This is a genomic window from Streptococcus sp. oral taxon 071 str. 73H25AP (assembly GCF_000146755.1).
GTDB classification, from domain to species: domain Bacteria; phylum Bacillota; class Bacilli; order Lactobacillales; family Streptococcaceae; genus Streptococcus; species Streptococcus oralis_T.
On the sequence record NZ_GL397254.1, the window covers coordinates 1,318,714 to 1,340,317 of the forward strand.

Genomic DNA, 21,604 nt, shown 5'->3' on the forward strand with positions numbered 1-21,604 from the left:
TTATTTATAATATCTCCCTACTCCACCTTCACCTGTCCATTCATCAGCATTGGCAAGAGCCAGTCGCGAAGTTGGGTGAGTTCTTGGTTTTGGTTTTCTAAAATCTGTTGCTGTGACATTATGTGTTGTAGTTGGACATCTATTTTAGAAATAAGTTCAATAGGTGGAACTACAATCTTAGCTTGCTTTAAATGGTCCTGAGTAATATGTCCCATAGTTGTTTTTCTCAACTCAGCAATAGATTTAAACACCTTCAAATAGCTTTTCAATTCAAAGTAGATAAAGGTTTTTGGATAAGTATCCGAAGTAACTTTAAAAATATGTTGATTTAAAGCTCCTCTTTCTTTCCCCCAGATTATAACCTCTAATGTTGCAGACCAAGAAAATAATATATCTCCTCTCTCTACAACTGCTTCTGTGGGAATATCTAATCTCGCTTTTTCTGTATCCTTTGAGAAGCTGTTCATCATTTCTCGAATTTTAATAACTGGAAGGTAATCATCCTCATTTGTATCTGGTCTATATTTTTGCATAGCAAGACCATTATAAAAATTCGCTATATTCCATAAAGAATCCACTCCCCACCCTTCTGGGATTTCGCGTTTGAGTTCTGGGTGATAGACCATCTTCCCGCCTGATGATTTGTAGGGTTTGCCATTCTGGTCTGGGAAATCAAACTGCACAAACCAGTAGTCATAAAGGGTCTTGGCCATTGCTTCCAACTCTTGGTTGATTTGGTTGTTGGTTTGGATTTTTTGGTCAATATTTAATAAAATTTTTATCCTATTATGTAATTCTTTATTAAATTGAGGAACAGGAAACTCTCGTAACCCTCTTAAAGGTAGAAACTTTTGTACCGCTCCATTCAAATACCTCTTTATATATTTCCGAGCATAGCTTGACTGTAAATAATAATAAAGCCACTCAGCTTTTTCCTTGTCACAACAAGAAAAAACTCCAATATTTTTTATTGCGTAATCAATGGTATCAGATGTTTCAAAATACAAAGAACCTACAGTACCTATCATACTGAATAAAATATCATATTGTTTAACTTTGCTTCTTTTGTTGATATTCACAAAATCTTCTTCCGAAATGAAATATGCAGAATTTAAATCCAAAGTATTTGATAGGATATTTTTAGACGTTACTAATTTATATCCAGATTCAGTAACTTTAGGGGTATCATGTGTACCATCAAATACTGAAATACAGTATTCTTCAGCTTTAATCCATTCACTCATACTTAATCCCCTTCATCTGCTCTTCAATCTCCTGCTCCAAGGCATGTGATTGCTGGAAGAGGTCTGAGAGTTTGTTTTGAAAGGCGGTCATCTTGGCGTCAAACTCTTCTGCTGTGATATCTACATAGTCGATCTTGATGTCAAAGTATTGGCCTGCACTTAGAGAGTAGTTTTTCTCCTTGATATCCTCATAAGAGACAGTGACAGAAAAGTCCTCGACGGCTTCTTTCTTGATAAAAGTCTCGACAATCTTCTGCTCTTCTTCAGGAGAGAGCACGGTCTTTTGGTTTTTGCCTTCCTTGACCTTGGTTCCGAGGTTTGAGGCATCGATGAGGACGACATCACCCTTGTTTTTCTTATCGATAAAGAGGATAGAAACGTTGGTACCTGTCGTCGCAAAGATATTGGACGGCATAGAGACAACACCTGCCAGCATTTGATTATCCACCAAGTGTTGACGGATAGTCTTGTCAATCCCTGACTGGGCTGTGATAAAGCCTGTCGGCAAGACAACGGCTGCTTGACCGTCTGGTTTCAAGGAATAGATGATATGTTGGACAAAGAGCTCATAAATCGCCATCTTGTCCTTGGACTTGGCAGGAACCTTTGGCACACCTGCAAAGAAACGCTCACTGGCTTCCGGCAAGATCTCCACTCGGTCACGCCACTCTGAAAAGTCCAACTTGAAAGGAGGGTTGGACACGATATAGTCCATCTTTTCAGGATGGCGATTAGCTATAATGGTATTTCCCTGTACGATATTATGAATGGAGTGCTGTAGTCCATTCAAGATCAGATTGAGACGGAGGAGATTGGAGGACTTTTGCGAGATGTCCTGACTATAGACAGTAGTCTTGTCCACGCCGATACGACTAGCCAGGTTCATCAGCAAGGTGCCCGAACCAGCTGACGGATCATAGATGCGCACATTTGACGGCTGGTCATGTCCCACCAAGATATCCGCGATAATCTTAGCGACTGAGTGAGGTGTGTAGTACTCAGCATACTTGCCACCACCGTCTTTGTTGTAGTCCTTGATCATATACTCAAAGAGAGTCGAGAAAAAGTCAAAGCCTTGTGAAAAGATATCCTCGTCAAACTTGACACGGGCTAGGAGATTGATGATAGCCTTTGCGACCTCGTTGCGTTTACTGCTATCTGAGATGGTATCCGTAATCAAACGCTCGTCAAAGAGACGAATGGCCGTATCCCCGTCTGTGTGAACAGAGAAGATATCGTTATTGTCAATGGCTATCTGGTTGAGGGTATTTTCAAAAGTTTCGTAAAAAGTCGGCTCATTTTGCTGACGGTGGAGGGTTTCGATCAACTGGTCTGACTTGAGCCAAGCGGTGCTGGTACCGATATCCTCCAAGAGCCAGTCATAGTCTTCCTCATTCATAGCCAACAAGTTTTCATAAGTGTTGGACTCATCTAGGACCTTGGCTTGATACAAAAACTTGTCGTTTAAAAACTTGTAGAGGAAGGACTGGGTGAGGAGTTTGTACTCACCCGCTTCTCCTCCTAGTCCCGCGTGGGTGAATACAGCTTTCAAATCATCTACCAAGCCTTGGACTTGGACTTTGTATGTTTCATTCATTAGTGTTGGTATTCCTCTTCATATCCTTCAAATAGTGACTCGACGATATAATTAAAATCCTCTCTTGTCAAACTACTTGCAGATTCGTTAGTTTTCATTTCAATCCGAGCTTCTTCTCGAATCATTTTCTTGAGAAAGTCCTCGTTATCGAGTACTCCTTGATTTTGACCGATTTTACGGTCTAGTCTGACTTTAGAACCCTTGATGACATGATAAATAGCAGGAAACTCGCTTACCATTGTTGAGTTGGTCACATGCTTGTAGGAACGAGCCGCCATATCATCTCCGTTAAAGTTCATAGTTAAGCGTCTCATACGAGTATGATATTCCTCCACGGACTTAAAGAGTTCTTCATAGTCTTTTTGGGTTTCTTTGATATTATCCATGGTAAAGCCTTCTTGGCCATGGATGAGGTGTTTCTTCATGATGCGTTGAAATTCTTCGTAGAGAGAGACCCACTCAGGATCCTTTTCATCACGTTGTTTTTTAATTCCACTTGCCACTCGACGTTTCAAATCTTCCAGGTCATTGGCTGCTAGACGAAGTTCTTCTTCTGCAATCTTGACAAAGCTAAAGCTAGTTTCAGACATAGCCAAGTTTAGAAGGGTTCTGCTTGAAAACTCATCTGGTTTGTCAATCAAGGACAAGGTTAGCAAGCGCCTGGAGAGGATATTGAGCAAGGTTGCTATCTGAACGATATCAATCTGTTGGAGCAGATGTTCATAGCCTAGTAAACGAGCGACATTGTAGTACTGCTTGATAGACTCTAGGGCTTTACGAAGGTCATTTAACTCCTTTCTATCCTTAATATCATTGATAACTTGAGAAAAGTATTCCAGATTTCCTGTCGGATAATCGATGAGAATCTTTTCGGTCTTGCTTAACTCTTGGGCAATCTCATCCGCTGGCACAAATAGAGAACCAAAGACATCTTCCCCATTTTCTCCAGTTAGAGTAATGTCGTATTCTTGATTTAACTCCTCTAGATAGGCGCGGTTGGTCTTGTCGAACTCCTTTGAGATGTCTGCAAAGTCAATAACATAACCAAAGATATAGTCCTTGTAAGGACGATTGACACGAGTCAAGGTCTGAAGGAGATTGTGAGCCTTGATCTTACGCCCTAGATAGAGGCGCTTGAGACGAGGGGCATCAAAACCTGTCAGGAGCATAGAGTATACGATGATCAGGTCAATCTTACCTTCCTTATAGGCATCTACCTTGTCCTTCTTCTCTTCCTTGTCTCCCTCATCATGGAGGATAAGAGCGGAGGTCAACTTGGTTAAGCCTGCTTGACGTCTTTCTTCTAATTGTTTTTCAAGCTCACGAGCCTGCTTGGACGAGTCACAGACAATCATGCCCCCGATGCTCTGGTCATCAAAGACCAAATCACGCGCTCGATTAAAATCTTCAATGATAAAATCAAGCATGGGCTCTACATAATGAGGATGAGCAAAGATATCTTCCTTGGACAGGTCGCCACGCTGGATTTCTTCGTTGATGGATCTGAGATTATCTTTATAAGAAGTCTCGATATCCTCTCGCATCAGACGTAGGGTAAAGCCGTCATCGATAGACTGGTTGTAGTAGTATTTATGGATGTAGTCTCCAAAAATATCACGAGTCGTCGCATGACTTTCCTTGGTCTTGCCATCTTTCTTATAGGTGATGAGAGGCGTTCCTGTCAGGGCAATCTTAATTGCCTTGGTATCTGCCTGATAGAGATTTGGCAGGTAGGAGCCTCGTTCATTGTATGAACGGTGGGCTTCATCAATAAAGTAGATATTTTGACGATTGAGGTCATAGCCCGAGCGGTCAGTCAGGTCTGAATCATCCTTAAACTTCTGGATATTAACCACAGCTACGTCATAGCCGTCTTGTTTTTGATTCAGTTCTTGTGGGTTATTGATGCGCTTAACCTTGAGTCCTCGTTTGGTGAATTCCTTAAAGGCCTGGTCAGCTAGGTCTAAACGGTCCACGACAAAGTAAAACTGAGGTACAATCCCTTGTTTTGAAAAATAATGAGTTAAATAGCGGATATTGAAATATGCCAAGGCAGTCTTACCTGAACCTTGTGTATGCCAGATAACCCCTTTCTTGACACCTTTTGCAATTGTTTCTTCGATAGCACGTGTTGCAAAATACTGAGGATAGCGCATGACGTGCTTTTGCAATTGCATCTGCCCGTCCTTGCTTTCTTCTTCGACATAGACCAGACCAAAACGAAGCATAAAGAGCAGACGTTCCTTCTGGTACAAAGAAGACAGAAAGGCATTGCAAGGTGTATCAGGGTTTAGGTTTGTTGTAAACTCTGGCTGAGACTTGAGGGCAAAGCGCTTCATATCTTCTAGGACAAAGTCGATTTGGTCCTCGGATAGCATGGCAAGGGAATGAAGGAAATCTTCTTCTCTTTCCTCCTTGAAAGCATTAAATTTTGTTTTTGAATAGGCATTTGAACTATAGTAAGAACCTTGCTTCTGTTGCCCCTGTCCGCTGATGTAGGACAAGTTATCAGAAAGGGCAATGAGCTGGGTAATGTTGTTAAAACGACGGAATTTACGGTTTTCAAATCGGTATCTGGTTCTGTTCTGCTCTGACTGAATGCCTGTCTTACCATCTCGGATCGCATTTGGCTGTTTAACTTCGATATAAGAAAGGGGCAGGCCATTGATAAAGATGACAATATCTGGACGGAACTCATCCTGACCATTTTGACAGGTTACTTCCAGTGCCAGATGGAAGGTGTTTGCTTCTGGGTGTTCCCAATCAATATATACGGTATTTTCCTGACCTTGTAATCGTTTAAAGAAAGAACGTCCCAGATCATTTTGGTCTAGTTCCAACTTGATATTAGCCAGTTCTCTCTCAAAATCATCCTCTGTCAAGTAGTTGTTAAATTTAAAAAATTGCTCCCTAAAAATAGATACGAGAATATTGGTATCTGGGTCTCTTTCTATCATTTCTTTGCTGTTTCGAGGCAGATAAGTATAACCCAGGCGCATGAGATGCAAGGCCGCTGGGATCTGGACTCTCGTTAATTCAGAAAAATCTTTTCTTTTTGCCATAAAAAACCTTCCTTTGTTGTTAGAACAGGCTATTTTGTTATCAATTTTACTTTAGCTGTTCCAACTGTGCTATGTCCCTATTTACCCTTTTCTTACAGGTTCACTATCCTCATTATTATATCATATTCCCTTCAAAAAACCTTATGCTCACCAAACTTCACCCCAATAATCTAAATAGTTTTTCTTCCCAAAATATGGTATAGTAGAATCATACTATCTATGAGGAGTTTACATGTCACAGGATAAGCAAATGAAAGCTGTTTCTCCCCTTCTACAGCAAGTCATCAATATCTCATCTATCGTCGGGGGAGTCGGCACCTTGATTTTCTGTATTTGGGCCTATCAGGCAGGAGTGTTACAGTCCAAGGAAACCCTATCAGCCTTTATCCAGCAAGCTGGAATTTGGGGGCCACCACTCTTTATCTTTTTACAGATTCTACAAACCGTTGTTCCGATCATTCCGGGAGCTTTGACCTCAGTGGCTGGGGTCTTTATTTACGGCCACATCATCGGAACCATCTATAACTATATCGGCATCGTGATTGGCTGTGCCATTATCTTTTACCTCGTGCGCCTCTACGGAGCCGCCTTTGTCCAGTCCGTCGTCAGCAAGCGCACCTATGACAAATACATCGGTTGGCTAGATAAGGGCAATCGCTTCGATCGTTTCTTTATCTTTATGATGATTTGGCCAGTTAGCCCAGCTGACTTTCTGTGTATGCTGGCTGCCCTCACCAAGATGACCTTCAAGCGCTATATGATTATTATCATTTTGACCAAGCCCTTTACCCTAGTGGTTTACACTTATGGTTTGACCTATATTATTGATTTCTTCTGGCAGATGTTTTGAGAATAGAAAAATCCGTTTGGTTGCCCAAGCGGATTTTTAGAGCATGGATAGACTATAGCTTGATACTAAATATAGTTTGGTATGGAAATCATGCCTCTTTTCGATAGTGAAGCGAGGACTTACCTAGCCTTTCCGCCGTGATAAAAACACCTGAAATCTAATGGTTTCAGGTGTTCGGGAACTTTGAGACATTAGGCTCAAAGTTTAGGTATGGAATTTCGAAGAAAGTCGTTACCGTCAGTAATCACTTAAGGAAAGGCTCAAAAAAATTGTCTTCAAACAAAAAATCCGCTTGGGCAACCAAACGGATTTTTTCTTTGTTTTATTTTGCGACACTCTTAGCAAGAACAAAGTTTCCGAGTGTAGCGGAACCATTGCCTGCGACTGCTGGAGTCACGATGTAGTCACGAACGTCTGGTACTGGTAGGTAGCCGTTGAGAAGAGCTGTGAATTTCTCACGTACACGGTCCAGCATGTGTTGTTGGGCCATAACCCCACCACCAAAGACGATCACATCTGGACGGAAAGTTACTGTAGCATTGACCGCAGCTTGAGCGATATAGTAGGCTTGGACGTCCCAGACAGAACTGTTGAGTTCAATATTTTCACCACGAACACCTGTACGGGCTTCGAGACTTGGACCAGCCGCAAAGCCTTCCAAACAGCCTTTGTGGAATGGACAAACGCCATTAAATTCTTTTTCAATATCCATTGGGTGTTTGGCTACATAGTAGTGACCCATTTCAGGGTGACCGACACCACCGATAAACTCACCACGTTGGATGACACCTGCACCGATTCCTGTACCGATAGTGTAGTAGACCAAGTTCTCGATACGGCCACCAGCATTGTTACGGGCAACTACTTCACCGTAGGCAGAGCTGTTTACGTCTGTGGTGAAATACATGGGTACATTTAGGGCGCGACGAAGGGCACCAAGCAAGTCTACATTTGCCCAGTGAGGTTTCGGAGTTGTTGTGATAAAGCCATAAGTTTTTGAGTTTTTGTCGATATCGATCGGACCAAATGAACCGACAGCAAGACCTGCAAGATTATCGAATTTTGAAAAGAATTCGATGGTTTTATCGATAGTCTCGATAGGAGTTGTTGTAGGAAACTGTGTTTTTTCTACAACGTTAAAATTTTCATCTCCGACAGCACAGACAAACTTTGTACCGCCCGCTTCTAAGCTTCCATATAATTTTGTCATGATAAACCTCTTATCTTTGTTTTCTCTATTATAGCACATTTTGAAAACCTAAATTTCTCTATATTTTAGATTTTCCTCTGTATATCTTACCATCTAATAAAAACGAACAAACATATCATTTGTTCGTTTCTACTTTAGAGAGGATTGATTAGATTTTCACTTCAATAACGGCATCACCCTTGACAACTGAACCAGTTGCAACTGGTGTCACAGAAGCGTAGTCTGCTGTGTTGGTTACGATAACCATTGTTGTGTCGTCAAGACCTGCGGCAGCGATTTTGTTTGAGTCAAAGGTTCCAAGAACGTCACCTGCTTTGACCTTGTCTCCTTGAGCAACTTTTGCTTCAAAACCTTCACCATTCATAGATACAGTATCGATACCAACGTGAATCAAGATTTCAGCTCCATTGGCTGTCTTCAAACCGTAGGCATGACCTGTAGCAAAGGCGATCGATACTTCGGCATCAGCTGGGGCGTAAACCACGCCTTGGCTTGGTTTTACAGCGATTCCTTGTCCCATTGCACCACTTGAAAATACTGGGTCATTAACATTCTCAAGAGCAACTACGTCACCAACGATAGGAGTTTGGATTGTTTCATTTTGAAGAGTATCAAACTCTTCCACTACTGGTGCTTCTACTGTAGTTTCAGTAACTATTTCTGCAGTTGCTACTGCAGCCTCATCAGCAAAGACACCTGCCGCTTTTGTTTTACCATAGAAATAAGTTAAAGCAAAGGCTGCAACAAATGAAATCACTTCTGCAACTACATACATAGGGATTGAACCTGCTTTAATAGATAGGAATCCGATAAATCCAGCCGCTCCCAAAGAAACTGCAATGACATGAGTCAAACCTGCCACAAAGGCACCAACTGCTGAACCAGCAAGAGCACAGAAGAATGGGAATTTATATTTCAAGTTCACCCCAAATAGGGCAGGCTCAGTAATCCCAAGGAAAGCAGAGACAGCCGCAGAACTTGACAATCCTTTAGTTTTAGCATTTTTAGTCAAGAAGTAGATTGCGAGAGTGGCTGCACCTTGCGCCACGTTTGCCATTGAAGCAACAACAAAGATGTAGTCACCAAATCCAGTACCGTTATTATTGTATGCCGATAATAACTGAGTTTCAATAGCAGGGAATGATTGGTGAAGCCCCGTCATAACAATCAATGAGTATGTTCCACCAAAGAGCCCCATACCAAATGCACCTGTAGTATTGTATAGCCATACAATAACATTAGTAATCGCATCAGAAACCACCAACATCACAGGACCAATAACTGTAAAAGTTAGGAATCCTGTAATCATAACTGATAAAAGCGGAGTAAAGGTGAAGTCAACCGCAGAAGGCAATTTCTTGTGGAAGAATTTTTCTAAAGTTGCCAACAACCAGACAGCTACAAGGACTGGGATTACTTGATAAGCATAGTTTGTTTGTGTAACATGGTAACCTAAAATATCCCAAAAAGCTTCTTTACCACCCAAATCTGGTGTGGTCATAATCATACCGATAGCCGCACCAAGAAATTGGTTTGCCCCAAAGCGTTTAGCCGCTGAAATCCCTACTAAAACAGGTAAGAACATAAATGGAGCAGCAGACATCAATTGAATCATCGCTGAAATCCCTTTGATAGCAGGGTACATATCTTCAATCGATTGAGGTCCAAATAAGTCTGGTGATGTCAAGAAGTTACGTAATGCCATCAAAAGACCACCCGCAACCAATGCAGGAATGATTGGAACGAAGATATCTGACAAAAGCTTAATCAAATCCATCAATGGATTAAATTTTTTGTCTCTATTCACAATCTCTTTTAAATCATCTGTGGAAGCTTCTTTCAAACCTGTTTTTTTGATGATTTCTGCATATACAAAGTTAACGTCTCCGGGACCAATAATAATTTGGTATTGTCCGTTTGTGCTAAATGTACCTTTAACATCAGCATTGTTATCTAAAGCTGCTTGGTTTACTTTTGTTTCATCTTTTAATACCAGACGAAGGCGGGTCGCACAATGTGCTGCAGCTACAAGATTCTCTTTGCCGACAGCCTCAATGACCTCGGCAGCAACTTTACTATAATCCATAGCAAAAATCTCCTTATAAAATTTTGTTCTTATTTGAAAGCGATTTTATTCGCCCTACGACTATTATTTTATCACGTTTCTAAAATATGTCAAGCGTTTTGCAGAACTTTTTATTTCCTTTATTTTTTCTCTGATTATTTTTGCTCGTTTTTGAGGAAATTTTCTTTTTCCTCAAAAAAATATCTTTATATTTGAGGAATCAAGGCTTTTATTTACATTTTCTTTCATTTTTTCGTGAAAATTTACCAGATTCCCTTTGTTTGATTTCTAGTAATCGTTTGGCATATTTTTCTTTTTTTTAACATAAAAGACTTGCTTTTTTTGCCGAAAACGTTTACTATTAATAATAGAATAGAACTTATGGAGGAAAGATAAAATGGAATGGACAACTGAGCGTCGTTATAGACCCTATGAAGATTGGACGCAAGAAGAAATTCAACATATAAAGGAAAAGATGGCACAATCTCCATGGCATACTCATTACCATGTTGAGCCAAAAACAGGACTTCTCAACGACCCAAATGGCTTTTCTTACTTTGATGGCAAGTGGGTCCTCTTTTACCAGAATTTTCCTTTTGGTGCAGCACACGGTTTGAAATCTTGGGCACAGCTAGAAAGTGATGATTTAGTGCACTTCACAGAAACTGGAGTCAAAATTTTGCCAGATACTCCATTGGATAGTCACGGTGCCTACTCTGGTTCTGCCATGCAGTTTGGCGATAACTTGTTCCTATTTTATACAGGAAATGTCCGTGATGAAAACTGGATTCGTCACCCATACCAGATTGGTGCTTTGATGGATAAAGATGGTAAGATTACGAAAATTGACAAAATCTTGATTGGCCAACCATCTGACTCTACTGACCACTTCCGCGACCCACAAATTTTTAACTTCAAAGGTCAATACTATGCTATCGTCGGTGGACAGGATTTGGAGAAAAAAGGCTTCGTCCGTCTCTACAAGGCTGTGGACAACGACTACACAAACTGGCAAGCAGTTGGCGACCTTGACTTCGCTAACGATCGCACTGCCTACATGATGGAATGCCCAAATCTGGTCTTTGTAAGCGAGCAACCTGTCCTTCTCTACTGTCCACAAGGATTGGATAAAAAAGTTCTAGACTACGATAATATCTTTCCAAATATGTACAAAATTGGGGCTTCCTTTGATCCTGAAAATGCTAAAATGGTAGATGTGTCTCAACTTCATAATCTAGACTATGGTTTCGAGGCCTATGCAACTCAAGCCTTCAATGCTCCTGACGGACGTGCACTAGCAGTAAGTTGGCTTGGTTTACCAGATATAGCCTACCCATCTGATCGATTTGATTATCAAGGTGCCCTCTCACTGGTTAAGGAACTGACCATCAAAGACGGCAAACTCTACCAATATCCAGTCGCAGCTATCAAGGACCTCCGTGCTTCTGAAGAAGTCTTCTCGAATCGTACTCAAACCAATAACACCTACGAAATCGAACTAAACTTAGAAGCCAATAGTCAGAGCGAGATTGTCTTACTTGCTGATAAAGAAGGCAAGGGACTTTCAATCAACTTTGACCTTGAAAATGGTCAAGTGACAGTGGATCGTAGCCAGTCTGGAGAACAGTATGCCCAAGAATTTGGGACGACTCGTTCTTGCCCTATCGATAATCAGGCTACTACTGCTACTATCTTCATCGACAAGTCAGTCTTTGAAATTTTCATCAATAAAGGAGAAAAAGTATTTTCTGGTCGTGTCTTCCCACATGCGGACCAAAATGGGATCCTCATCAAGTCTGGAAACCCAACTGGAACTTACTATGAATTAGATTATGGTCGCAAAACTAACTGATGTCGCAAAACTTGCAGGCGTCAGCCCCACTACCGTCTCACGGGTCATCAATAAAAAGGGTTATCTATCTGAGAAAACCATTCAAAAGGTCAATGAAGCCATGCGAGAGCTAGGCTACAAGCCTAACAATCTGGCTCGAAGCCTCCAAGGAAAATCTGCCAAGTTGATTGGACTTATTTTCCCAAACATCAGTCATATCTTTTATGCGGAGTTGATTGACAAGTTGGAACACCAACTCTTCAAAAATGGGTACAAGACCATCATCTGTAACAGCGAGCATGACTCTGAAAAAGAACGGGAGTACATTGAAATGCTGGAGGCCAATCAGGTCGATGGTATCATTTCTGGAAGTCACAACTTGGGAATCGAAGACTACAATCGTGTGACGGCACCGATTATTTCCTTTGACCGAAATCTATCACCAGACATCCCTGTCGTCTCCTCTGATAACTACGGTGGCGGAGTCCTCGCAGCCCAAACTCTGGTCAAGACAGGAGCCAAGTCTATCATCATGATTACAGGAAATGACAACTCTAATTCACCAACTGGGCTGCGCCATGCTGGTTTTGCCTCTGTTCTCCCAAAAGCTCCTATTATCAATGTTTCCAGTGACTTTTCTCCCGTCAGAAAAGAAATGGAAATCAAGAATATCTTGACCCATCAGAAACCAGATGCGATTTTTGCTTCGGATGATTTGACAGCTATTCTGGTGATCAAAATCGCTCAGGAGCTGGGAATTTCTGTTCCTGAAGAGCTCAAGGTCATAGGCTATGATGGGACCTACTTTATCGAGAACTACTATCCTCATTTGACAACGATTAAGCAACCTATGAAAGAGATTGCCCACCTCACTGTCGATCTCCTCTTGCAGAAGATTGAAGGCAAGGAAGTTGCGACAACTGGTTACTTCTTACCAGTCACCCTATTACCAGGAAAAAGTATTTAAGTACAAAAAACTCAGACGAATTCGTCTGAGTTTTTTATGATCTTAAGTTTTCGAGATAACGCTGGGCTGTCTCTAAGTTAAAGGTTTTATCTGCGATGAGGCGCTCAACGAGAGGAGCAACTTCGGACTCACTAGCACCTGCTAGGAGAGCTAGGGATTTGGCCTGCAATTTCATGTGGCCTTGCTGGATGCCCGTACTTACCAAGGCTTTGAGGGCCGCAAAGTTTTGGGCGAGACCGATGGATACGATAATCTGAGCTAATTCTTTGGCAGAAGGATTTCCCAGTAGTTCATGACTGAGGGCTACACGCGGGTTGAGACCGATTGAGCCACCCTTGGTCGCTACCGGCATGGGTAGGGTCATCTCACCGACCAATTCTTCTCTTTCCATGTCCAGTGTCCATTGACTAAGACCTTGATAGCGTCCATCTCGACTGGCAAAGGCATGGGCCCCAGCTTCGATGGCACGCCAGTCATTACCAGTGGCAATCAAAATGGCATCAATACCATTAAAAATCCCTTTATTGTGAGTAGCTGCTCGGTAGGGATCAGCCTGTGCAAACTGGCTAGCCAAAGCTATTTTCTCCGCAATTTCTCGTCCTTGGTCCCTTTGGGGACTCAAGTAGCGAAAGGCGATACGACAGCTTGCAGTCACCAGAGAATCGGTCGCGTAGTTGGACAAAATTCCCATAAGACTCTGTCCCTGACTGAGTTCTTCTAAGACTGGTTTCAAGGCTTCCAGCATGGTGTTAAGCATATTGGCTCCCATGGCTTCCTGAGTATCGACATGGAGATAAACAACGAGAAATTCTGTTTCACCTTTGATCTGCTCTACATGCAAATCACGCGCCCCACCACCACGTTTGACGATGGAGGGATAGGCTTGATTGGCAAGTTCTAAGAGCTCCGCCTTCTTGCTGGCAATCTTCTCTTGCGCTAGATCTGGATTAGCAACTTGATAAAGGGCTACCTGACCAATCATCTGGCGCTCATGTACTTGAGCAGTAAAGCCACCTGCTCGCTTGATGATTTTACTTGCATAGCTGGCCGCAGCAACCACTGAGGGTTCTTCTGTCACATAGGGAACTGTGTAGTCCTGACCGTTCACCAAAAGCTCTGGAATGATAGAATAAGGCAGAGAAAAAGTTCCCACTACATTCTCACTCAGCTGATCTGCAACCGCCAAGCTGATTTGTTCATCCTGCTCCAGACTGGTTTGCTTTTCAGGACTAAGGAGCGCCTGAGCTTTCAGTAACTCAAGACGCTCATGGTATGACTTTTTAGAAAATCCATTCCAACTTCTCTTCATTATTTTTCAACCTTGCTATAACGACGTTGGTGGTCGAGAATTTCAACCAAGGCATAGTCTTGATGTTCATAGCCTGCAAACTGGGCTGAACCAGATTCATCCAACTCTACCTCTTCGAAGAAGACTTTTTCATAGTCTGCAACAGACAATGCTGTACGTTGCTTGAGTTTGCTCAAGCGATCCTTATCAAGGTAAGTTTCATAACCTTCTACCAGTTCTCCACTAAAGAACTCTGAAACCGCTCCACTTCCGTAACTGTAGAGGACAATTTTATCTCCAGCCTTCAAATTTTCTGCATTTTCCAAAAGGGAGAGAAGCCCAAGGAAGAGGGAACCTGTGTAGATATTCCCAATCATCTGACTGTAGAGAATGGACTTATCAAAGTTTTCTTGCAGACTATCCTTTTTTTCCTGAGACAAAGTCTTATCCATCATCTTGCGCAAGCCTTTTAGGGCCAACTTAGGGTAAGGTAAGTGGAAGCAGATAGCCGCAAAGTCATCCATAGTCCAATCATAACGTTTCTTGTATTCATCCCAAGTCGTCGTAAGACTGTCAAGATATTGCTGGGTTGAGTACAAACCGTTTACATAAGGAGTGGTTGAATAGTTCGGACGCCAGAAATCCATAATATCACGCGTTTGGGCAACATTATCATTGTTAAAGGCCATGGTACGCGGATTTTGCGTAATCAACATCGCCACACTCCCAGCTCCCTGAGTTGGTTCACCTGGAGTCGCTACACCATACTTGGCAATATCGCTGGCGATGACCAAGACCTTGGACTTTGGAGAATTTTCCACATGCAACTTGGCATAATGGAGGGCAGCTGTTGCTCCGTAACAAGCTTCTTTGATTTCAAAACTGCGAGCGAACGGCTGGATACCTAATAGACCGTGAACAAAGACCGCCGCCGCCTTACTCTGGTCAATTCCTGACTCGGTCGCCACGATGACCATATCGATTTCTTCTTTTTCTTTATCTGTGAGGATAGAGTTGCTTGCACTGGCAGCTAAGGTGACAACATCCTCAGTAAATGGTGCAATGCTAATTTCGTTTAACAAGAGACCCTTACTATATTTATCAGGATCAACTCCTCTTGTTTCTGCTAGGTCTTGTAATTTCAAGACATATTGACTGGTCGCAAAACCAATCTTATCAATACCGATTGTCATATTTACCTCTGTTTTTTCATTCATTGTAAAAAATCGTTCTATTCTATTTTATCACAAATAGGAACAAATGAGAGAAAAAAGACTTGATTCAACAAATCAAGTCTTTGCTTTGACAGCATTAGGAGGATATGCCTCGCTGTTTTCGGATATAGTAATAAAGTTTCAGAATCACTGTTCCACTTGCCATCCCGATAGAAATGACCAGGGCCAACATAACTACTAGTGTTGCACTGGTAAGGGCATGACTGTAATCGCCTGTCACAAAGAAGGCTGTCGTTCGATAGGATAGATAACCGGGCACCAAGGGGGCAAGAATGGCCAAGACAAAGACCACTGCTGGCGTCTTATAGACAATACTTAGAATCTGGCTGATACAAGAACCAACCACTGCCGCAATAAAGGTCGCAACAATAACATTGGTTGGTTCTTTGAGCACGAGGTAGAGGAGCCAGACACCCATTCCCAGAACACCACCAGGTAGGAGCATGGAACGCTGAACATTTAGTACGATTAGAAAGGTGATAATGGCGAGTAAACTCGCCACTGCTTGGAGTAAAATACTTGTTAGAGTCATCTTATGTCATCAAAACCAGGGCGACGGAGGTGCCGGCCCCTAAAGCGAGGGTAATGAGCAAGGATTCAAACATCTTGCTCATACCAGAGTTGATATGGTTGGTCATGATATCCCGAACTGCATTTGTCAGAGCAATCCCTGGAACAAAAGGCATGACGGCTCCCGCTATGATCAAGTCTGCCGTCGAAGGAAATCCTGTATAGCGGGCCCAGAACTGGGCAATCAATCCAAAAACAAAGGCACCCGCAAAGGCGGTTACAAAAGGAATGCGGACAAACTTCTCTACATAGAGAGAAAAAGCAAAACCAAGTAAAGTCGCAATGGCTGCACCAAAAGCATCATAGGTATTCCCCCCGAACATAATCGAGAAAAAAGGGGCACTGAGAGTTGCTGCAATAGTCACTTGGAACTTGGTATAAGGAAGAGCTTGATTTCTGATTTCCTTTAGCCTTTCAAAAGCCGTAGAGAGATCAATCTGCCCTCCGACAAGCTCCCGTGATACTTGGTTCACATCGCAGACTTTTTCGATGTTGTAGGAGGAAGAAGTTACTCGTTTCATACGAGAAATATTGGTATTCTCAATAGAAAAGAAAATAGCTGCTGGCATGGCAAGAACGTTGCAATCCACTATTCCCTGTGAATGAGCGATACGGATCATGGTGTCCTCCACCCGATAAATCTCCGAACCGCTTTTTAAGAGAATGGTTCCAGCTAGCATAATCACATCAATGACGGCATTCAACTCTCTCGATTCGTCCATTTTCTCCTCCTTTTCTGCTTCCTATATTTTATCACAAAAATCAATGAAAAAAAATCTTTGTCATGAAATCATGACAAAGATTCGTTTAATCTCGAGAACTTTCACGGGTTCCTTCACTATTTGATTGACTAGTTGAAGGAGTGTTTCCTTGTTGGTTCCCCTGATTTGGAGTTGTAGAAGAACCTTGGTTCCCACGTTGTGCAGAACTAGAAGATGAAGTTGATGGTGGTGTTTTCGGTTTGTAGATGGAAAGTTTGATACGCGTGCTAGCAAGGTCAACCTGTTCACCCGCTTTTGGTGTTTGATCTACAACTGTACCTTCTGCTGTCCCTTCAGGAGCAGTCGAAACCTCGACAACCTCAATATTGGCCTCTTTTACACCGACAATCTGAGTCAAATTATTCTTTGTAAATTCGAGACTTGAACCAATATAACTTGGCATAGAAACACTTGTTACTTTCTTAGCAACCGTTAAAGTAATTGTGCTGGCTTTTGAAAGATCATAAGTCGTACCTGCCGCAGGACTTTGTCTGAGAATGGTTCCAGGTTCGCTTTCGCTGGATTCTTCCTCTTCCATCTTGATTAGATTCTCAGGAACCTTCTTCTCCTTGAGTTCAGCTACGACATCCGTATACTTGCGTCCAACATAATTGCTCAATTGGAAGGATTGCTTACCAGAAGAAACGATCAAATTAACTTTGGTTCCTTCTTTTCGGCTGCTCCCAGCTTCTGGATCCGTTCGAATAACACGTCCTTCTGCTACTGTATCACTAGCTTCTGACTTTTCTTCACCGGCTTCAAACTTGGATTTTTTAAGAGCTTCTTTTGCCTCTGCAACAGTTTGTCCAGCCACATCAGGAATAGCAATCGTTGCTGGTGTTCTAGATAAAATCCAGACCAAAGAGGCTGCAACTAATAGAAGACTAGCTAAAAGAATCATATAGCGAGCCTTAAACTTCCGCTTTTTAGTTGGCTTTTGCGTAGGTGCTTGCTCTGGGGTTAATTTCTTTGACTGAGGACGTTCTTCCTGCGCCGGAGCTTTTGGAATCGAGGTCAATGTACTTTGTGGGACTTTAGGTAAAGTCTTCGTATCCGCCTTACTCGCATCGTCAAAGACCAGTTTCGGTTCATTCCGACGATTATAAGACAAGCTAGTTGACAAGTCCATATACATTTCTGAAACAGACTGATAGCGATCAGACAATTTCTTAGCAGTTGCCTTGATGACAACATTTTCCAAAGCCTGAGGGACAGATGGGTTTTCAGCAATGACGGACGGAAGTGGCTTCTGGAAATGCTGGAGGGCAATCGTAACCGCGCTATCTCCATCATAAGGGATATGTCCCGTCAGCATCTCATAGAAGATAATCCCCATCGCATAGATATCGCTCTGGAAAGTCGCTTTAGAACCACGCGCTTGCTCAGGTGACAAATAATGAACCGAACCCAGCATCGAGTTGGTCTGGGTCAGACTCGTCTCTGCAAAGGCCACTGCAATCCCAAAGTCAGTAACTTTAGCAGTTCCATCTGGTGTCAAGAGGATATTTTGAGGTTTCAAATCTCGGTGAACAATTCCTCTAGCATGAGCTAAACGCATAGCCAAAAGAATCTGTCCCATAATCCGAACCGCCTCTTCATTTGAAAGAGGATAGTGTTCTTTGATATAACGCTTGAGGTCAAGTCCTGCTACGTATTCCATAGCTAGGTACTGTTGGCCATCTTCCTCACCGATATCTGTTATCCGGACGATATGAGGATGGTCCAGATCCGCCATAGCCCTCGCTTCCCGCTGGAAACGTGCCACAGCAATCGGGTCCGTCTGGTAGTTGGTCCTCAGGACCTTAACTGCCACCTCTTCCCCATCTAGGATCAAATCCTTAGCCAAGTAAACATCTGCCATGCCTCCTCGACCAATCTGCTTGACAATCCGATACCGCCCGGCAAAAATCTTGCCGATTTGGATCATTCTGCCGCCTCCTCGTTCATGTAAACAAGGGCAACCGTAATGTTGTCTAAACCTCCTGCATTGTTAGCAAAACGAATGAGGGTTGCCGCCTTGTCTGCTAGGGAAATATCACTGGTTACAATATCATAAATTTCGCTTGCCGAAATCATATTGGTCAAACCATCACTATTGAGCAAGAGATAATCTCCTAACTCCAGTGTAATCATCCCAAAATCTGGCTGGATTTCATCTTTTTGTCCGATAGACTGTGTGATAATATTCTTTTGAGGGTGAGTTTCTGCTTCTTCTGGAGTCAATTGACCAGCCTTGAGCAATTCGTTGACCAAGGAATGGTCACTCGTCAACTGGTGGTATTCTTCTCCACGAATCAAACCGATACGAGAATCTCCAATGTGAGCATAGATGGCTTGATTGTCAATAAACGCAACAGCTTCTAGCGTTGTTCCCATGCCTCTGTAGGCTTCGTCCTGACCTAGTTGATGAATCTTTTGATTTTCAATCTCCAGGTAGTGGGCAAACCACTCACGAACTTCATTGACTGAGTTAATTTGGGTGTCTACCCAAGCTACACCGAGGTCTGTTACCGCCATCTCACTAGCGATATTTCCTGCACGGTGGCCTCCCATCCCGTCAGCCAAGATGATCATAGTGCGTCCTGCTCGGTTGACAAAGTGATTGACATAGTCCTGATTATTTGTCCGTTTCTGACCAACATCTGTTAATAATGCTATTTCCATTGTGTCAGTTCCTTCCTATTCTGATATCTTGCAAAATTGGCTGATAAAGAATCCATCACTTCCATACAATTCAGGAGTAATCAGGATGCAGCCATCTTTCAGGATATCTTTGCATTCGTGTTCTAGTTTAACCTGCTCAAACTCGGGATGACTTTCTAAAAACGCCTCAACGACTTGAAAGTTCTCCTCAGAGACAATAGTACAGGTACTATACGTTATTATACCACCTTTTCGTAGTGTTTGACAAACACTACCTAATATTTCCAGCTGAATTTCCTGTAAGGACGTGAAATCTGCTGTTTCTTTATTGTATTTGATGTCTGGTTTGCGACGTAAGAGCCCAATACCAGAACAGGGAGCATCTACCAAAATCTTATCAAAAGAGTCCCGACCGAAAAACTCATGCACTTTTCTGGCATCCAATTTTTGCGTTTGCACTCGATCTGCCACACTCAGACGTTGGGCATTTTCTTGGATTAAGTCCAACTTATGGTCATACAAGTCCAAAGCTGTCACCTTACCAGATGTGAGGTAAGAGGCCATATGGGCTGTTTTACCGCCCGGAGCCGCACAGGCATCCAGGACCTGTTCATCACCTTGTAAATCAAGAGTCGGAGCAACCAATTGACTGGACTCGTCTTGGATGGTTATAGCCCCTTCTGCGAACAAATCATGTCCTGCAAAGTGGCCTTGCTCCTTGACCAGACCAGTGGCCGCCAAAGGGGAATCAGTCGCCTCTAACACGGCTTTGATTTCCTCTTTTCGACTCAAGTCAGTCACCCGAATACTGGCTTTGTTACGCACCAAAAGACTTTTAAAGATGGCTTGTGCTCGCTCTTCACCGTATTCTTCCTTGAGCTTAGACACTAGCCAAACTGGGAGAGAATAGGCAATGGAATCACGCTTGTTTTTGCGTTTGATAGTTGCAATATCTGGCCACCCTTCTCGCAAGATACGACGAAGAACAGCATTGACTAGCTTTTCACTGCCTTGTTTACGAACTTTTGCCAGTTCTACCGCTTCATTTACAACGGCATGATCAGGCACCTTATCTAGAAAACGGACTTGGTAGACGCTCATGAGAAGAAGAACATAGAGCCAGTTATCTAGCTTGTCTCGGTCTTCAATAAAGTGGGACAGATACCATTCCAGAGTCAGTTTGCGGGCTACCGTTCCGTAGACAATCTCTGTCACCAAACCCTTGTCTGCTGCTGAGAGGTGACTGCCCTTGAGGTGTTTATTTAAGGCAATATTGGAGTATGCTTGATTGACAAAAACATCCTCTAGCACTGCTAGAGCTAGACTTCTAGCCGTTTCTACTTTAGTCACCAAATCGTTCTCCTACAGTTAATGTACGTCCAACTCCGTTGAGGAAGGATACGATATCCATCTTAGGCTTACCAGCTGGTTGCACTTGCTTGAGAGATAGAGCTCCTTCAGCCGCTGCAACGATTAATTCTTTCTTGCCAATTGAGAGGATCTCACCTGGAGCTCCCTGACCTTCTACTGGTAGGACTTCATAGATCTTAAAGCGGTCGCCTTTGAGAAAAGTATGGGCAACAGGCCATGGATTCATCCCACGGATTTGGTTGAAGAGTTGGCGATTGGTTTTAGTCCAATCCAGTTTCTCTTCTTCTGGCTTGATATTTGGCGAGAAAGTGACTTGACTAGGATCTTGTGGTTCAGGTTGGATTTCTCCAGCAATATAGGCAGGCAGGGTATCCAATAGCAAATCACGACCAACGATTGCTAATTTCTCAAACAGGGTTCCGACATTGTCTTCGTCGGTAATTGGGATACTCCGACGGGAAATCATATCTCCTGCATCCATTTCTTTTACCATTTCCATAATGGTCACACCAGCCTCCTCATCCCCTTGAATCAGGGCATAATGAATGGGAGCGCCACCACGGTGTTTGGGAAGAAGGGAAGCGTGAACGTTGACTGCAAAATCCATGCTATAAAGGAGTTTACTTGGGAGAAACTGCCCAAAAGCAGCAGTGATAATCCCATCCGCCCCTAAATTCATAATGGCTTCCATCTCTGGACTTCCAGATAATTTTTCAGGTTGGTAGATAGGGAGACCCGCTTCTTTGGCGACCTGCTTGACTGGGGTTTCTTGGATCACTTTTTTACGGCCGACAGCGCGGTCAGGCTGGGTTACAACAGCTAGGATCTCGTAACGATCATCTGATAACAAACCCTTCAAAACTGTTGCTGAAAAGTCGGGTGTCCCCATAAAGATTAGTTTTGTCATTTC

The 21,604-nt window shown here is 42.8% G+C and carries 16 protein-coding genes; 3 read left to right on the forward strand and 13 right to left on the reverse strand.

What is annotated here, in order from left to right; translation table 11 throughout:
* Window positions 1-17: 17 nt before the first annotated feature.
* From HMPREF9189_RS08745 to HMPREF9189_RS08755, 3 genes are read right to left on the reverse strand one after another with little or no spacing between them, the layout of a single operon-like run.
* Window positions 18-1,244: a restriction endonuclease subunit S gene (locus HMPREF9189_RS08745; protein WP_000005891.1), complete on the reverse strand. Its 1,227-nt coding sequence runs from the start codon at window positions 1,242-1,244 to the stop codon at window positions 18-20.
* Window positions 1,237-2,841: a class I SAM-dependent DNA methyltransferase gene (locus tag HMPREF9189_RS08750; RefSeq protein WP_001006416.1), complete on the reverse strand. Its 1,605-nt coding sequence runs from the start codon at window positions 2,839-2,841 to the stop codon at window positions 1,237-1,239. Before HMPREF9189_RS08750 ends, HMPREF9189_RS08745 begins: the two co-directional genes overlap by 8 nt.
* Window positions 2,841-5,903, reverse strand: coding sequence for a type I restriction endonuclease (locus HMPREF9189_RS08755; RefSeq protein WP_001129120.1), 3,063 nt, complete (start codon window positions 5,901-5,903; stop codon window positions 2,841-2,843). The genes HMPREF9189_RS08750 and HMPREF9189_RS08755 overlap by 1 nt, the downstream gene beginning before the upstream one ends.
* A gap of 232 nt (window positions 5,904-6,135) precedes the next feature.
* Here HMPREF9189_RS08755 and HMPREF9189_RS08760 point away from each other — a divergent pair, with 232 nt between their 5' ends.
* Window positions 6,136-6,753: a TVP38/TMEM64 family protein gene (locus tag HMPREF9189_RS08760; protein WP_000076172.1), complete on the forward strand. Its 618-nt coding sequence runs from the start codon at window positions 6,136-6,138 to the stop codon at window positions 6,751-6,753.
* A gap of 322 nt (window positions 6,754-7,075) precedes the next feature.
* On the opposite strand, the gene scrK is transcribed toward HMPREF9189_RS08760, so the two are convergent.
* Together scrK and HMPREF9189_RS08770 are read right to left on the reverse strand one after the other, a co-directional pair.
* A complete protein-coding gene (gene scrK, locus HMPREF9189_RS08765) occupies window positions 7,076-7,963 on the reverse strand; it encodes a fructokinase ScrK (protein ID WP_000164291.1) in 888 nt (295 codons plus the stop codon).
* Between the two features lie 148 nt (window positions 7,964-8,111).
* Window positions 8,112-10,049: a sucrose-specific PTS transporter subunit IIBC gene (locus tag HMPREF9189_RS08770; RefSeq protein WP_000386626.1), complete on the reverse strand. Its 1,938-nt coding sequence runs from the start codon at window positions 10,047-10,049 to the stop codon at window positions 8,112-8,114.
* Window positions 10,050-10,425: 376 nt separating this feature from the next.
* Here HMPREF9189_RS08770 and HMPREF9189_RS08775 point away from each other — a divergent pair, with 376 nt between their 5' ends.
* Together HMPREF9189_RS08775 and HMPREF9189_RS08780 are read left to right on the forward strand one after the other, a co-directional pair.
* Window positions 10,426-11,880 carry a sucrose-6-phosphate hydrolase gene (locus HMPREF9189_RS08775; RefSeq protein WP_000455330.1) on the forward strand — a complete coding sequence of 485 codons (1,455 nt, stop codon included), beginning with the start codon at window positions 10,426-10,428 and terminating at the stop codon, window positions 11,878-11,880.
* The gene (locus tag HMPREF9189_RS08780; RefSeq protein WP_000225982.1) at window positions 11,861-12,826 is read left to right on the forward strand and encodes a LacI family DNA-binding transcriptional regulator; all 966 of its coding nucleotides are present in this window, start codon (window positions 11,861-11,863) and stop codon (window positions 12,824-12,826) included. The genes HMPREF9189_RS08775 and HMPREF9189_RS08780 overlap by 20 nt, the downstream gene beginning before the upstream one ends.
* Before the next feature lie 34 nt (window positions 12,827-12,860).
* Here HMPREF9189_RS08780 and HMPREF9189_RS08785 read toward each other — a convergent pair whose 3' ends face one another.
* From HMPREF9189_RS08785 to fmt, 8 genes are all read right to left on the reverse strand, one after another.
* A complete protein-coding gene (locus HMPREF9189_RS08785; RefSeq protein WP_000831269.1) occupies window positions 12,861-14,135 on the reverse strand; it encodes a hydroxymethylglutaryl-CoA reductase, degradative in 1,275 nt (424 codons plus the stop codon).
* Window positions 14,135-15,307 (reverse strand): hydroxymethylglutaryl-CoA synthase, encoded by a 1,173-nt coding sequence (locus tag HMPREF9189_RS08790; protein WP_025168525.1) that lies wholly within the window; start codon window positions 15,305-15,307, stop codon window positions 14,135-14,137. The genes HMPREF9189_RS08785 and HMPREF9189_RS08790 overlap by 1 nt, the downstream gene beginning before the upstream one ends.
* Before the next feature lie 118 nt (window positions 15,308-15,425).
* Window positions 15,426-15,881 (reverse strand): threonine/serine exporter family protein, encoded by a 456-nt coding sequence (locus HMPREF9189_RS08795; RefSeq protein WP_000176910.1) that lies wholly within the window; start codon window positions 15,879-15,881, stop codon window positions 15,426-15,428.
* Window position 15,882: 1 nt separating this feature from the next.
* Window positions 15,883-16,641 carry a threonine/serine exporter family protein gene (locus HMPREF9189_RS08800; protein ID WP_000344546.1) on the reverse strand — a complete coding sequence of 253 codons (759 nt, stop codon included), beginning with the start codon at window positions 16,639-16,641 and terminating at the stop codon, window positions 15,883-15,885.
* Window positions 16,642-16,726: 85 nt separating this feature from the next.
* Entirely contained in the window at window positions 16,727-18,607 is a 1,881-nt protein-coding gene (gene pknB / locus HMPREF9189_RS08805) for a Stk1 family PASTA domain-containing Ser/Thr kinase (protein WP_000614518.1), read from the reverse strand.
* Window positions 18,604-19,344, reverse strand: a complete 741-nt coding sequence (locus HMPREF9189_RS08810; protein ID WP_000401531.1) for a Stp1/IreP family PP2C-type Ser/Thr phosphatase — start codon at window positions 19,342-19,344, stop codon at window positions 18,604-18,606. Before HMPREF9189_RS08810 ends, pknB begins: the two co-directional genes overlap by 4 nt.
* A gap of 15 nt (window positions 19,345-19,359) precedes the next feature.
* Window positions 19,360-20,673, reverse strand: coding sequence for a 16S rRNA (cytosine(967)-C(5))-methyltransferase RsmB (gene rsmB, locus HMPREF9189_RS08815; protein WP_009755415.1), 1,314 nt, complete (start codon window positions 20,671-20,673; stop codon window positions 19,360-19,362).
* A complete protein-coding gene (gene fmt / locus HMPREF9189_RS08820; RefSeq protein ID WP_000163666.1) occupies window positions 20,666-21,601 on the reverse strand; it encodes a methionyl-tRNA formyltransferase in 936 nt (311 codons plus the stop codon). The genes rsmB and fmt overlap by 8 nt, the downstream gene beginning before the upstream one ends.
* Window positions 21,602-21,604: the final 3 nt, after the last annotated feature.